The sequence below is a fragment of the Tenuifilum sp. genome, from assembly GCF_037481895.1.
Classification (GTDB): Bacteria; Bacteroidota; Bacteroidia; order Bacteroidales; family Tenuifilaceae; genus Tenuifilum; species Tenuifilum osseticum.
Window position 1 is genome coordinate 130,468 of sequence record NZ_JBBFKU010000002.1, and the last position, 14,833, is coordinate 145,300.

Annotated in this window: 14 protein-coding genes and 1 pseudogene; 1 reads left to right on the top strand and 14 read right to left on the bottom strand. The window is 36.5% G+C overall.

Annotated features, from left to right (window positions below; all coding sequences use genetic code 11):
* The first annotated feature begins 999 nt into the window (after positions 1-999).
* A complete protein-coding gene (locus WHS63_RS01235; protein ID WP_445203543.1) occupies positions 1,000-1,782 on the top strand; it encodes a prolyl oligopeptidase family serine peptidase in 783 nt (260 codons plus the stop codon).
* Positions 1,783-1,835: 53 nt separating this feature from the next.
* Here WHS63_RS01235 and clpP read toward each other — a convergent pair whose 3' ends face one another.
* The 14 genes and pseudogenes from clpP to WHS63_RS01305 all read right to left on the bottom strand — a co-directional run bounded on the left by clpP (position 1,836) and on the right by WHS63_RS01305 (position 14,059).
* Positions 1,836-2,504 (bottom strand): ATP-dependent Clp endopeptidase proteolytic subunit ClpP, encoded by a 669-nt coding sequence (clpP, locus tag WHS63_RS01240; RefSeq protein ID WP_369490978.1) that lies wholly within the window; start codon positions 2,502-2,504, stop codon positions 1,836-1,838.
* 134 nt (positions 2,505-2,638) lie between these two features.
* Positions 2,639-3,985 (bottom strand): trigger factor, encoded by a 1,347-nt coding sequence (tig, locus tag WHS63_RS01245; protein WP_445203544.1) that lies wholly within the window; start codon positions 3,983-3,985, stop codon positions 2,639-2,641.
* A gap of 165 nt (positions 3,986-4,150) precedes the next feature.
* A complete protein-coding gene (locus WHS63_RS01250; protein ID WP_445203545.1) occupies positions 4,151-4,507 on the bottom strand; it encodes a DUF190 domain-containing protein in 357 nt (118 codons plus the stop codon).
* Positions 4,508-4,511: 4 nt separating this feature from the next.
* Positions 4,512-4,889, bottom strand: a complete 378-nt coding sequence (crcB, locus tag WHS63_RS01255) for a fluoride efflux transporter CrcB (RefSeq protein WP_445203546.1) — start codon at positions 4,887-4,889, stop codon at positions 4,512-4,514.
* Positions 4,890-5,037: 148 nt separating this feature from the next.
* Positions 5,038-5,379 (bottom strand): hypothetical protein, encoded by a 342-nt coding sequence (locus tag WHS63_RS01260; protein WP_445203547.1) that lies wholly within the window; start codon positions 5,377-5,379, stop codon positions 5,038-5,040.
* A gap of 143 nt (positions 5,380-5,522) precedes the next feature.
* Positions 5,523-5,978, bottom strand: coding sequence for a hypothetical protein (locus WHS63_RS01265; RefSeq protein WP_445203548.1), 456 nt, complete (start codon positions 5,976-5,978; stop codon positions 5,523-5,525).
* 141 nt (positions 5,979-6,119) lie between these two features.
* Positions 6,120-7,604, bottom strand: coding sequence for a TlpA family protein disulfide reductase (locus WHS63_RS01270; protein WP_445203549.1), 1,485 nt, complete (start codon positions 7,602-7,604; stop codon positions 6,120-6,122).
* A 55-nt stretch (positions 7,605-7,659) separates the two neighbouring features.
* Positions 7,660-7,938: pseudogene (locus tag WHS63_RS01275) on the bottom strand (cysteine peptidase family C39 domain-containing protein); the annotation flags it as partial.
* A 138-nt stretch (positions 7,939-8,076) separates the two neighbouring features.
* A complete protein-coding gene (locus WHS63_RS01280; protein ID WP_445203550.1) occupies positions 8,077-8,892 on the bottom strand; it encodes a hypothetical protein in 816 nt (271 codons plus the stop codon).
* A 626-nt stretch (positions 8,893-9,518) separates the two neighbouring features.
* Entirely contained in the window at positions 9,519-9,764 is a 246-nt protein-coding gene (locus tag WHS63_RS01285; protein ID WP_445203551.1) for a hypothetical protein, read from the bottom strand.
* Positions 9,765-9,859: 95 nt separating this feature from the next.
* Positions 9,860-12,496 carry a hypothetical protein gene (locus tag WHS63_RS01290; RefSeq protein WP_445203552.1) on the bottom strand — a complete coding sequence of 879 codons (2,637 nt, stop codon included), beginning with the start codon at positions 12,494-12,496 and terminating at the stop codon, positions 9,860-9,862.
* A gap of 5 nt (positions 12,497-12,501) precedes the next feature.
* Entirely contained in the window at positions 12,502-13,326 is an 825-nt protein-coding gene (locus tag WHS63_RS01295; protein ID WP_445203553.1) for a GLPGLI family protein, read from the bottom strand.
* A gap of 74 nt (positions 13,327-13,400) precedes the next feature.
* Complete coding sequence (locus tag WHS63_RS01300; RefSeq protein ID WP_369491003.1) at positions 13,401-13,604, bottom strand: hypothetical protein; 204 nt, start codon at positions 13,602-13,604, stop codon at positions 13,401-13,403.
* A 167-nt stretch (positions 13,605-13,771) separates the two neighbouring features.
* Entirely contained in the window at positions 13,772-14,059 is a 288-nt protein-coding gene (locus WHS63_RS01305; protein ID WP_445203554.1) for an HTH domain-containing protein, read from the bottom strand.
* Positions 14,060-14,833 lie beyond the last annotated feature (774 nt).

The following is a 14,833-nucleotide window of genomic DNA, read 5'->3' on the forward strand; positions in this document are numbered from 1 at the left end:
AGTATGGCGATGCACGCAATACATAAGCCAAAAAGCAAGACTGAAACGTTTCATCGCAACAGAAAGGTATGACATAGAGCGATTCCCAGAAAACCAATCAAGAGGTATAAATGGAATAAAAGTAAAAAGAGATGCTTCGGCTAGCTCAGCATGACAAAAGTTTCCCGAACAACGAACAACGAACAACGAGCAACGAACAACGCTTCCAGCCCCGTAGGGGCGTAATATTTGTAACCAAAGAGCTACCTCCGCCAGTATGGCGATGCACGCAATAAATAAGCCAAAAAGCAAGACTGAAACGTTGCATCGCAACAGAAAAGTATGGCAAAGAGCGGTTTACATGTTCTTTCTTGTCTTGATACAAGAAAGAACCAAAGAAAATCAAGGCTGAAAAGCCCGACCCGATGGGTGCCCCGCGGGTGGAACTGCCACGCGATACTATTCGCCACGCCTGCAGCGTGGCTCATGTGGTATCGCTTACTAAGCCCACCACAACGTTCCCCCCCCGACCCATTGTCGGGTAAGGCTTTTATGCCACTGTGTATGGCACTCCGTGTTGGTTGAGGAATCGCATTAAAGAAGAGTTGAGGGTACTAAGAGATGCTTCGGCTAGCTCAGCATGACAACAGTTTTCCGAACAACGAACAACGAGCAACGAGACCCGTTCCCAGCCCCGTAGGGGCGAAACATTTGTAACACCAAGCCTACACCAATATGTATTGCGATGCACGCTATGGCATTCCAAAGAGCGACACTGAAACGTTGCATCGCAAAGGAAAAACATTGCAAAGAACGATAAAAGGCATTAAGGAAGTGATGGTACAAAGTGATGCTTAGGCGAGCTTTAGAAGACAACAGATAATGATGGTTGTTCGTTGTGATCACCGTGTAGCCCTGTGATAGTTTTAAGTTGATGGTTACAAAAAAACCAAATACTACCGAAAATAGCACACTTTAAACAATGATTCATTAACTTTACCAATAGTAATTTTTGAGAAAATGAAAAGGATAATCATTTCAGCTATCATTGTCATAATTGCAAATGCCTCAATTTCGCAGGTTAGTGAAATGTATAAGGCAGAGATGTTTAAATCTAAAGGCATCCAGTTGCCCTACCGTATTCTGTATCCCAAAAACTTTGATTCTAGCAAAAAATACCCATTGATTATTTTCCTGCATGGTTCTGGTGAACGGGGCTCCGATAATGAAAAGCAGCTTACCCATGGGGCTAAGCTATTTGCTTCCGACTCTGTTATGGAAAAATATCCCGCAATTGTGGTGTTTCCGCAATGTCCTGCCGATAGCTACTGGGCTAATGTAGATATTGTAAACCAGTCCGATGGTAATCGGGCCTTTGATTTTCCAGCTAAGGGGAAGCCAACCCCTGCAATGGCTGCTGTTATTGAACTTCTGGATTCGCTCGTAAAGTTGAACTATGTTGATAGGAATAGGTTATACGTTGGCGGCCTATCGATGGGAGGAATGGGTACCTTTGAGTTGCTTGCCCGGAAGCCTAAGATGTTTGCTGCTGCATTTCCCATTTGTGGCGGAGGCAGTCCTAAAAATGTAAATAGATACGCTAAAAGGGTTAAAATGTGGGTATTTCACGGCGAGGCCGACAATGTTGTCCCCGTATATCATTCACAGCGCATGGTCGATGCCATAAAACAGGCAAGGGGCGATGTACGTTTTACGGTTTACCCTGGAGTGGGGCATAATAGCTGGGATAATGCCTTTGCGGAACAGGAGTTGTTACCCTGGTTGTTAAGTAAAAGCAAGTAGATACTAAAAAGGCTGCACTTTCTGCAGCCTTCATTTTTTATTCGGGTTACAAATTACTTCTTATTACGCATAAGAACCTCGTCAATCATACCGTAGTCAAGAGCTTCCTGCGCGGTCATCCAGTAGTCGCGGTCGGAGTCCTTACGGATACGTTCAATGGGATTGCCCGAGTGAGTGGCAATAATCTCGTAAAGTTCCTCGCGGAGCTTAAGTATTTCGCGGGTAACAATCTCGATATCGGAAGCTTGACCCTCAGCTCCACCCATGGGCTGGTGAATCATTACACGTGAGTGGGGCAGGGCGGTTCGCTTCCCCTTTTCGCCTGCAGTAAGCAGAACGGCTGCCATCGATGCAGCCATGCCGGTGCAGATGGTTGCTACGTCGGAGCTAATGTACTGCATGGTGTCGTAAATACCTAAGCCAGCGTAAACACCCCCACCGGGTGAGTTTATGTAGATTTGAATGTCCTTCGAGGGGTCGGTCGATTCAAGGAATAGCAGCTGCGCCTGAATGATGTTAGCCACATCGTCGTTAATGGGAACGCCAAGGAAAATAATCCTGTCCATCATAAGGCGCGAGAACACGTCCATGGTGGCAATGTTGAGCTGACGCTCCTCAATGATAGTTGGTGAGATGTAGCCGTTGGACATCGAAGTGTACTGATGTAGTGTAAGGCTATTAATTCCCCGGTGCTTTATTGCATATTTTTCAAATTCTCTCATGGTCTTAAATTTTTTGTATTAGTAACGCAAAATAATCACAATTGTTAAAACAAAAAAGCGGAGCGGTTATAATTTACTAACAAACCAAAAAATAAAAGCCGGCTTACAAACCGGCTTTGCTGTGTTTTGCTTTCTTACTTAAGCTTGTTGAACTCGTCGATGGTTATCTCCTTGGTGTCCAGGTTTACGTTAGCCTTGAACCAGTCAATAACCTTTTTATCCAGAATACGTTCCTGGATTTTACGAACCTCGTCGCGGTTCTTGAGAATATCGGCAGCGTAACGTTTGATGTATTCATCGGGGAGGAAGCTCATGCCGTAGGCAGCAAACTGGCTGCGAGCGTATCCCATGGCAAAGTCCTCCAGTTCCTCGTTGGTGACAGCAAAGTTCTGCTCTTCGGCAACCTTATTGCTTATGAGCTGCCACTTAAGGTCTTTCTCAAACATGGGGAACTCGCTCTCAATCTGCTCGCGGGTGAACTTGCCCTCGTTAATGGCAACCAACCAGCGGATTAGGAAATCCTTGGGTAGTTCAATTTTAAGCTTCTCGAGCAGCTTTTCCTTAAGGTCGATACCAAAGCGGTATTCGCTTTCGTGTGCAAGGTTGCGCTCAATCTCCTCGTCAATCTTCTTATTAAACTCTTCCTCGCTATTTACTACACCCTCACCGTAAACCGCATTGAAAAACTCCTGGTTAAGCTCAGCGGGGGCAAAGGTTAACGTTTCAGTAATGGTTAGCTGGAATAGGGGGTTAACGTTTGCCAGCTCCTCCTTCTTGATTCGGAGCAGCGCCGACCTGTCGGCTTGGTTGGGGAATGCCTTATGGGTATCAATTACAAGCACATCGCCAACCTTAACACCGGTGAGTTTTTTACGTTCATTCTCATCGGCAACAAGGGCAACGGAAATAGAGGCACCCTCAACGGTTACGCCGTTTTCGCGTGGCGATTCATCGTCGTTGAGTTCGGTAAGGGTTGCCTTAACCAGCCCTTTATCATCGGTAGCCTCAACGCTTACATACTTGCCGTTGCGGTTGCGGTAGCTGTCGATGTAGCTCTTGCGTATCTCGTCGTTCGGTAAAATCTTGTAGAATGGGAATTTGTCCTTTTTGGTAAACTTGATATCAATTTCTGGGGCAATACCTAAATCCCATGCGAGTTCAAAGGTCTCGTCGGTTTCCCAGTTAATAGGGGTTTGTTTTTCGCTTGGAATGGGTTCACCAAGGGTGCGGATCTTATTATCCTTAATAAAATCGAAAAGCTTATCCGATGCCAACTTGGTTACCTCATCGGCCAGGATATAGCGGTAGTACATCTTGCGAATAAGCGACATAGGTGCCATTCCCGGACGGAAACCATTGACGTTTGCCTTTTTGCGGTAATCCTTCAGGCTTTTCTCAACACTTTCAGCGTAGTCGTTTTTCTCAACCTTAACCCGAATGGTTGTGTTTAACGAATCGATATCTTCCCTAACAATATTCATACTATGTGAAATGATTTAGTTGCTTGATTTATTTTACTTTACGTCAATAACTCTGTTAAAATTAAGGCCACAAAGGTAGCTAAATGTGGAATAATCAGCAAGCTACTAAACGAAGTTTAACTAAAATAACCGGGTGATTGTCAGGATTGAGCGGCAATATGTTTACTAATCGCGTTTAGTTCCCTCCTTATAGAGCCACACCTCAATGGGTTCAGCAGTTACCATACAGCCGTATCGCATATCCTCAAGAAAGGGTTTAATTTTATCGTAGAAATTGCGGATATTTTCCTCCTTATCAACCACCTCAACGGTAACTGGCAATTTCTCAGTAATTTCCCAAAACTTGTAGGAGTGGATTACCGAGCTGGCGCCATACCCCATAATTCCTTTATAAACGGTGGCACCAGCCAGGCCATATCGTTTTGCTTGGTAAACAATGGTTTCGAAAAGAAGCGAATGCTTCAGCTTATCGGTTGAACTAATATAGATACGTAATCGGAGTGCTTTGCTGTAATTTTCCATAGCGTTAGATAATTTGGATGATGTAGCGACCGGCAAAAACCGCAAGCAGTCCTAAGAAGAAGCTGGCTGCCGTGTAAACTGAAAGATATAAAAATTCGCGACCCTGAAGAAGAATGAACGCATCGTTTGCCAACGACGAAAAGGTGGTGAACCCCCCACAAAAGCCCACCGCCAAGAACAAACGCCACTCAGGCGAGATTAGGTTGCTCCTTTCCGAAAGGCCAAAAACCAAACCGATAATAAAGCTGCCCAAAATGTTAACCGTAAAGGTTCCCCAAGGAAAATTGCTAAGCGTGTGCAGCTGGAAATACCGGCTCACCAGGAAACGCGACACACTACCCAGAAAACCACCGATGCCAACTAATAAAATCGACCTGAACATGAATTGCTTTTTGCGAAGATACAAAACTATTGCCTAAACAAATGTTAATTTTTGTACAGCTAATTATGGGGTTAAGACAAAATATATCCCAGGCTTCTCTTAAATTTTAAATAAGTATTCAATCCCTAAATAATAAAACTCAACTCCTTTATACTTTAACCATTTGCAAACGTTTTGAGTTGACAAGTCCAAATGGTTTGATAGAATCAAAATCATTTTTTTTAAAATATGTGACTTCTGCTGATATTAAAGGAATAAATCTCATTTCTCTTACCCAAACTTTCACCTTTGGATTATAATAATAAACAATACCATTATTTAAATGCTTTGGTGTTATAGTTCCTATCGATGGACCATAATGAATCCTTTTAATATTTTTTTGAGCCCCCCAATAACGCACATATGGTTGATTTTCCGCCTCAACTATTTCAATACCAATAAATAAACCCTCTGGGGGAAAAATAACATTAAGATTAGTAACATCTATCATTATATGCTTATTTGGAGCGCCTTTCGCAATAATATTGCTAGGAGTAACTTCTTCTCCAATTGCCCCTCGTTATTCTTATATAACTTGATTCTAAAATATGAATAAGGATTCCCAGTAGTATCCGTGTAAACAATTATATTTTTTTAACGACCTTGCGTTTTATTACCATTTATCAATTTTTTTATAATATAACCCTGACTATAGTAAAACCCAATTACTTTAGTCCAAGGAAACAACTTTTCTTTTTGTAGCATTACATTATAAGGCTGTAGTTTAATACCAACAATCTCAATTTCCTCAATTGCAAAATGCTTAGGATTTAAATAATATTCATCATCACCAAATTTTAAATCATTAACTAAAAGAGAATCATATCCCATACAATAAATAATACAATCTGCTATTGAATCTTTGACACAAAAGTTCCCATTTATATCAGCATAGGAAATTAGTGATCCATCTTTAGATAGAATATAGGCAAATGGAATAGGTTCTTTAGTTTCGCTCGATTTTACAACACCTTTTATACAATCCTGAGCATTGGCCATATTCAGACCAATGCCCAGAGTGATAAAAGCCAAAAGACAAATTCTAAACATAATTAATTCGAATTAATTCCATTTCCAGGCTTTTTGGTTACCGCCTACCAATCTATCCAGCGCTGTTTTTTCTGGATTAGTTAATACAAAGTAAACAAGCATATCCGCAGCTACACTTCCGCTTTGAAAAATAAGTTCTATTTACTCTTTCAAATATTTATCCAACAGTGTTCGAATACCATTGCCCTCTGGGCCTGGTGCGTTGGCTTCTACCAGTTTACCATTCTTATAAATCAGGTAACGAGGAATGCTATTAATTTTTAAATCCTTGTATATACCTGAATTTTCAAAATTCGTAGCCAAATAGTTTATTGCATTATCGTTCAAGTCACACTGTTTAATACCATTCTCCCAACTTTTAATATTTTTATCAAGCGATATATATACAAATTTCACATTCTTAGCTTTATACTCCTCTCTTAACTTTTTTGCGCTTGGCATGGCATGCCTGCAGGGCGCACACCAGCTTGCCCAGAAATCTACATACACAATATATTTTTTATTGTTCAGCACAATACTATCATATTCAACCGTATTTTTTATTCTATTATATGGAATTAGTTTAAAATCTGCTGAATTTGCTAAGTCGTAGTCTTTAAGTTCTTTCATCAAATATTTGTTAAGGTATTCATCTTTATAATCCATCTGAAATTTATTAAAGCATTTTTTAAATTCAAGAGTGTTTTCGTTTAACATTTCTCGCAAACAGATCAACTTTGCATATTTTTGCAATAAGGTATCCTTTAAAACGCTATCAATTTTATAATATACATCGTTATAACTATGATAACGATTAAAAATTATACCACCATAGAAAATTGTTTTCAAATAGCCAAGAGAGTATGTGGAGTCTGAATAATAATTTCCTAAAAATATGTTTGAAAGCAATATATCATTTAGAAAGTCGTATTTACAAATCCTTGCATACTTATAAAAATCATCAAAAAGTTTTGTTCTGTATAATTCTTTATATACATAAAAATAATTTAAAGGAATATTACATGAATTATCATATTCAATTTTATTATAATTTATTATTTTCTGTTTCACTAGTTCTTTCATTACTTTTTCTCCACCAACTACCATTGGTTTATTTATTATTAATCTGTAATCGACAAGCTTTACTAAGTCCGTTGAGAATTCATAAGGGTTTGAATAGTCAACTTGAAAAAATAAATTTTCAAGCGAGTCAATGTTTTTATTTTTACAAAAGGCTGATTTAAACTCATTGTAAAAAGGCATACTAGAGTAAATTCTCATTTTTTTACGGATAATCTCTTTAGAATAATTATTTTTATTAAAATTTAATAAAATGCTATCCCCTTCTTCTACTAGAATAGTATCGGCAAATATTGTTGGATTCCATACAACAATAATATCAACTGGCTTAACATCAATATATACAGTATCATCTGGGAGACACGATGTTATTTGATTCTTACCAATAAATTTTACTGACTCGATATTAAATATGGTTGTTGTCCTAGAGCTATCTGAATGTATTATAACAACTACTTTGTTTTTTAAACCTGAATCAGTATTCATCTTAGTGCATGATAGGCTTATAATAGAAAATAAAAAAAAATATTTTGCATAAAAGAGTGAATTAATAATTAAATTATTCATAATATTTATGTTTTAAAAAAATAATTAAACTATAAAAGTCAAAGAAATTATTAGAAATATAAAAAAATTGGTTCTTGTTCCAGTGCACAATGGCTGGTAGCGGAGCCTCATTTATTAGCTGCTCAAAACCAATCTTAAGGCCCATGGTACGGAAACCAATACTCTCCGCCGCACGGCTAATTCCAAGCAGGCTTACTCCTTCGCGGGTAATATGGCTCCTGTCACGGAGGGTATCCAGCTTGTAATGTTTGCCATAGTACTTTGCAACCATGTGCAGGCATGTTGGGCCGCAATCCATGGCATCGTACTGGGAGTAGTGGGGGAATGAAAACATTTTACATATTTTGAAGGGCTAAAGTAACAATTTATGTCTTTCACCCCAAATTTGGGCATTAAGGCCTGAAACCCGTTTGTGTTTTACTGCAAATAATATTGACTATCAATTACCCCACAATAATTGACATTCCATAGTTTAAAAAAACTTAAACATTGGATATGATACGCTTTTTAAGACAATTTGAAGTTGGGAATTATCAATATTGGTGTAATCGAACCTAACAAAACCATACCTACTGTTAAAATAACTAGTTAGTTTTGTTTTACCTAGCGTACTTTCAGCTTCACCTTCAATTACAAAGCAATCCAGATCTCCCAAATTTGTTTTAATTGTTTTTTTCGCAACAATACTGTACTTATACTTAAACTCTACAATACCCTTCCAAAGTTTCCAGCGTTTATCACCCCATGAATCACCTATTTTAAGTTTCCAGTTCCAACTATGACCAATTTCTAAGGGATATTTAATGTATGGGTAAGGATTTAATTCTAAAATTTGAAACAGATACTCCCTCGGAGGATGAAACCAAATATTTCGTTCATTCTCAATTAATCCCGTTTTTGGGTTATATGGATTATTTTTATCAAATATGTATGATATACACGTTTGATAATAAATAGGATCTGTAAAATTCATATTAGAATTCAAAACTTCTAATTTGAAATCTTTAACAACATTATCTTTTACCCGATTTATATCTACGAAATCCCAAGTTTGATCTTTATTAATAGAAAAGAAAAATTCTTTACCATTTTTATCAAAATACCTATAGCTAAATGTAAAAACACCCTCGCGTTTGTATATATTATTTCGTTCTAGTTCTGGTTTTTCAACTATATTACCATACAAATACCCATCAATAAGCAAAAGATTTGTATTGTTCTTCCTTATTTGAGAAGATGAAGATGAACTTATAATACCAAGAATGATAAGTAATATTAATTTTCTCATAATTATGCTTTTATTTATAGTTAGTCAATCCTTAAAAAGTCAGTTTAATTTTTTCTAGAAGATATAAAACAAGGTAAGGGGAAAGTATTTTTTGTAAAATATCGCTAGAAAAAAATGGGGAATTTTCTTCCACTTGTTCATAACCCTCATGAAGTTAAACACTTCGGCTGTCATCATGATATTTATGTTATCGCTTACAATTCCATTTGACCAGATGGTACATCCCTGATTGGGTTCTGCGGTGTATACATCAATCACCCTTAGGGTCAACCCGCTTTGATTTTGGGTAGGGAGTGGAAAACTCCACACAAAGGGTAAAATAAGAAAATATAAAAAAAGCATAATGAGTAACAGGTTATACCACACCAACAGGCCTACATTGGTATGTTGGTGCTAGGTTGAAATGTTTAGTCGGTTACTGTTCTTGTTTGGGTGGTTTCATAAAACCCCCACCATGTACACCTTTGTTGTACAGTGTATTGTATACCGTTTTCATCTGTAAAACCACCTACGGGGTGCCAGTGCTCAAACCTTAAAGTACGGTCATCGCCCATTATCTGATTTAAATCAGAATCCGCTAATGAGACAGATTCAAGGGTTTCTAATCTTTTCATGTTGTTTACTTATTAGTCATATTTTTCATCATATCTATCAGTGGGGTTTCCCCAAGTATTATAGTATTGGTAGCTGATGATACATGTACCATGGTTGGCACCTTCAAGTTTCACATAGCTAACATTTGTAACATGCCAATCCCAAATGCTCTCGCTGTTTCCCAGCTTAGTGGCTATTTCCGCTGCTGTTCCTGCATTGCTGCTACGTAAAAGGGAATCGAGATACTTTAAACTGTGTTTTGTTTCAACAATGTTCATACATTTTGATTAAATATAATACTGATAACGTCAAATGTGAGATATTTATTGTATAAAAAGAATGCATTTTCAGTTTAAATCTAACACCTAAATTATTACCTACTTCTACCCATAGTCCAACCAACAGTAAATAAATACTCACGGGGGTGTAAATAGTACAACGTGTTTACTGTTTCACTTTCGGAACTATAAATTTGTAGGTATCTTTTCGAATTGAATAAATTCCTAATTTTAAATTCAAAAGTAAGACGACTCCTTGAGGGGTTGTACTTATAGAATAAATTTGAAATTAGGGCACTATTGCGCTCAAGATTTTTAGTCTTACTATTGTAAAGATTTGTTTCTAAACCTAATATGTGTTTTGCCTTTATTAAAAAATATATATCAAGTTCATTGTTATAATCAACAGTTTCATTTTTTAAATTTCCATAATAGGCTCTACTTTTTATAATTTCACTGGAACATCTTAAATTAAAAAAAGAACTAAAATTTAGATACATTGAAGGTGTTAATGAAAGGGTATTAACCCTAAAAACTTGTTGCATGTTATTTACTAAAATTGGAATATTAGTAAAAGAGTATATTGATTCAACTTTCAATGTGGTTTTAATAGCGTTAATAAACCAGCTTAAACTACTATTAAGCGATTGGTTATTGCCAATTGAACTTTGATTAACTAGGCTATTTATTATATATCCACTTGGGTATATTACATGATTGTTTATAGCATTTTTATGCTGTTTTGAGTAGTCCCAACTTAACGAACCAAATAGTCCAGCCGATGGCATTCGAAATGTTGCATGAAAATTGTAATAAAATGTATTGTTTAAAGCAAAATCAATATAGTTAACATTCAAATTTCTATAACTTGGAATAGTATATCCCCGAAGCATTTCAATAGGTTCGCTAGTACTTTGTTTGAATCCCGCATTAGAATAAAACGTAATGGACTTAAATAAGTTAAATTTTAAAGAAATAAATGGGTTTACTGTAACATAATATTTATTCAATTTTAGATCATGATAAGGATCATTCGCTTCGATTTTAGAGAATAAAACTGGAAATTTAAGGATGAACCTCACCTTTTTTAAGGTATAATTTATTTCTTCCTGCAATTTTACACTAGAATTCTTCCAATCCAGGTTGTTTCTTAATGAATCAATGTCTACTATTTTTCCTTTATCAATCATTGACGTATTATGAATAAAATTCTTGTAATTATATGATATATTTGATGATAATAGCCAATTGCCTATTGGCAATGTAAAGGAAATAGAGTTTAGGGTATTAAACGTGCGATTACATATTTTTTGTATTAAGCTATCACCAAAGTTATTAAAAAAACTTACTGTTGAACGCATAAATAAGTCCTGTGGAGAATAGTTATAATCAACAACTGATCCCATCTGTATAAAATATTTTTGAATGGGGATAACTAACTCAAACTGATTTGTTAATGTTTGGTGAAAAGGAGTTGCAGTAATATCCTGAAAAAAGTTAGTATTTGATATTCTACTTTCATTTTCATCCCAAAACCCACCGTAATTTATTTTATTCTTCAAATATGCCGATTTGCTATTTTTAGTTATAGTAATATTTCCAATGAAACTACTACCTAATAATGAATTAGTTTGATTCTCATTAATAGTAAATATGGAATCTGTTAAAAAGTAACTTCTGGAAACGAGCTTTTTTACATCAATCCTATTTTTTAGATACGAAGCATTTATTTTAATATCAACTTCTTTAGAGAATTTTACTATTTGGTTATATGTCATTAAATTAGTATTATTATCAGTAAAAACAGCTTTTTTTACATTGGGAAAGGAAATGTTTGGGGTTGATACATAGGTATCCTTCATTGTATAAAGTCCATCAACTTCTCCATTGTTGATTGTTATTGACTGGTGCTGATCGAACATACTATTCCCCAGATTATTATTTTGCCACGATAAAATTATTTGCTGTCTTTTTTGAAAAGCCATTGGAGTAGTATTCACATCCCACATTATAGGTTTCTGACCAATTGTTCCTTTAGCCACACCTGTAAGAGCTACATTATTTTTCAACTTTATATTTAATGCTGTTTCATCGGTGGGTATTGCAGTACCAACTGCTTTTATTGGCTGATGATTTAACAACACCTCAACGGATGCTACGCTGGTTTGAGGCAAATTTTTATTTGCTAGAGAATAATTACCTTCCAACAAATCCATACCCTCAATATAGTATTTCCTTATTTCCTTTCCCTGGTATGAAATTTTCCCATTTTCATCTACTTTAAAACCAGGCATCTTATCAATAACATCGCCAATCGAAAAATCGTTTTCCGTTGCAAAAGATGAAACTAAATAGCTAATTGTATCGCCTTTAACTCTAATTGGAGAACTTGCTACCCTAACCTCATCAATGTTATTAATTTTTGGATATAATGTTATGAAGAGTTTATGGTTCGAATTTGAAATTAGTAAAGCTGTATCCTTGAATTGCAGAGACCTAAAGAATAGCAAAAGAGAATCCGATTTACTGTCAATTTTCAAAACAAAAACACCGTTTTCGTCTGAGTAGCAGTATGAAAGAATTTTACTTGTGTTATCTTTAGGATGTAAAGTGATAGAAATATCACTAACAAAAACTCCGTCGGAAGACTTTACTTTCCCCTCAATTGTGCTTTGCGCAAAGGTTAAAGTGCAAGTAAAAAATATTGCAACTAAAAAGCCAATTTTATACATATTAACTAATAAAGTTCAATAAAATTGTTTCTCCGCTGAACTCTCATAACTGCTTTGTACTTCATTGCATCATCCGAAAACGTTACGTTATCAAGCATCCTAATCAATTCTGCTTTACTTGCTTCAAGCGCTTTTACAAATCCTTTTGCATCGGTCGAAATAAAATCTTTATCCACAAAATAGATGGGTTTCTTTACATTTTTCATTGAAACAAGTTTGAAAACATGTTCTTTTTTTGAATCATGTAAAAAAACAATTAGCCCAGGTAATCCATAGAATTTATAAGGTCCATCGTTAATTGGAATAGCTAATGTAAACCATGCAATATAGTTTCTCCCAGCAAATTGGGTTTTAGCCTTAATACAAGACAGTCCATTTATTAGCGTATCCGAGTTATTGTCAATTTCCCAGTTAAACTTGATTTTTTCGTTTACTAAGAAATTACCTTCAATACTCATATCGGTTCCTGTAAATAACGTGGTTCCTTTTTCAGGGTAGTTCTTATAAACATAGTAATTGCAATACGCAGGAACTGGCGAGCCGCTTACCTGAGGTAGTAATTTTGAAAAAGCCACATCGGAAGGCTCGTTTGCGTATAACATAAATAAAGAATCCGCATACATTGCACTTGTACTATAGAACTTCGAACATTGAGAACCTACCTCTAAAACCATTTGATGCGATTTCACCGAATTAGGATTTCCGTGCTCCTCGAAAAATGTATATTCATAATAAAATTTCCTTTGGGACACATCAATCTGCTTATACTTTTGTGCGAATAGCAATTGGGAAAAAACTAAAAAGATAAAAATATTAATTAAATATCTCATGGTTTGTAATTTTTTAATGCATAGTTATAAATTTAATTTAAAGGGGTAATGGATATAACATTACCCCCTTTTCATTACTGGCAAACAATATCAGCTATTGCTAATACCTTGCCTACAATTTCAGTTGTTGTTCTTCCACAGATGGTCCCATTAAAAGAACCTGCATCACACTGAATAGAATACTTAACACAAGCAACCTCTTGTTCAACTGCTGGTGAAGAACTACTAAGCCCCAAGGATAACAAAGTAATTAGTAATAACGGTTTTACAATTTTCATAGTAATGTTAAATTTTTTCCTACTCATAGGGAATGCCCCAGGCTTTTCGGTTACCGCCCACCAATCCACCCAGCGCTGTTTTTTAATGGATTAGTTAACACAAAGTAAATTAGTAGGTCGGCAGCCACACTTCCGTTTTGAAATTAAAAATATGATTTATAACATGTTTATGGGGGGGGGGGGAGAATGGCTTTGCTATTACTATCGGTATGGCTTTTGGGCTCGTGCTCAATAAAGGATAGCGTTAACTTACCCGGACGGGAGTACCTCCAGGTTCGGTGTTCATGGTCGTACTCAAGGGGCACATTAATGATTGCTAGCTGCTCAAAGTAGCACCTTACCGTGCGCTCGCTAACCCCCAGCTTACTAGCTATTTCCGCTGCTGTTCCTGCCTTACCGCTACGTAAAAGGAAATCGAGATACTCTAAACGGTGTTTTGTTTCAATGATATTCATAACCCTTTTCAATAAGATATTATTAAAAGTAACGATATTTGTGAAAAATATTTTGTATCTTGTATAGATGTATTAAAGAAAATTTTAATGCTTATACAAAAATAATAGAAAACTTAATACAATGTAGTTTAGCCATGTAAATTTTTAAGTTGATTACCAAAAAATCGGATAAGATTGAGCCTAAACAGCTCATTGCTCTTTTCTCTTCAATCCTTTGAAGAGTTCCCTCGACTTTGCTCGGGATGACAAAAACCCTATCTTCCTTTCTGCTCCCTTGTCATTCCGAGCTAGCCGAAGCATCTCTATCTCCCTTCATCCCCTTTTGATTGGTTTTTCGGCAATCGCTCTTTGTAATGATTTTTCTGTTGCGATGCAAAGTCTCAGTGATGCTCTTTGGAGAAAGTATTGCGTGCATCGCTATACATGTGGGAATAGTCATGGTGTTACAAATATTACGCCCCTACGGGGCTGGAAGCGTTGTTTGTGAATAGTTGTTCGTTGTTCGTGAATCTATTGTCATGCTGAGCTAGTCGAAGCATCTCTTTTCAACCTTTTATGAGATCCCTCGACTTTGCTCGGGATGACAAAACCGTATCTTCCCTTCTGCTCCCTTGTCATACTGAGTTAGGCAAAGCATCTCATAGTACCCTCAACTCTTCTTTAATGCGATTCCTCAACCAACACGGAGTGCCATACACCGTGGCATAAAAGCCTGACCCGGCAATGGGTCGGGGGTGGAACGTGGCGGTGGGCTTAGTAAGCGATACCACAAGA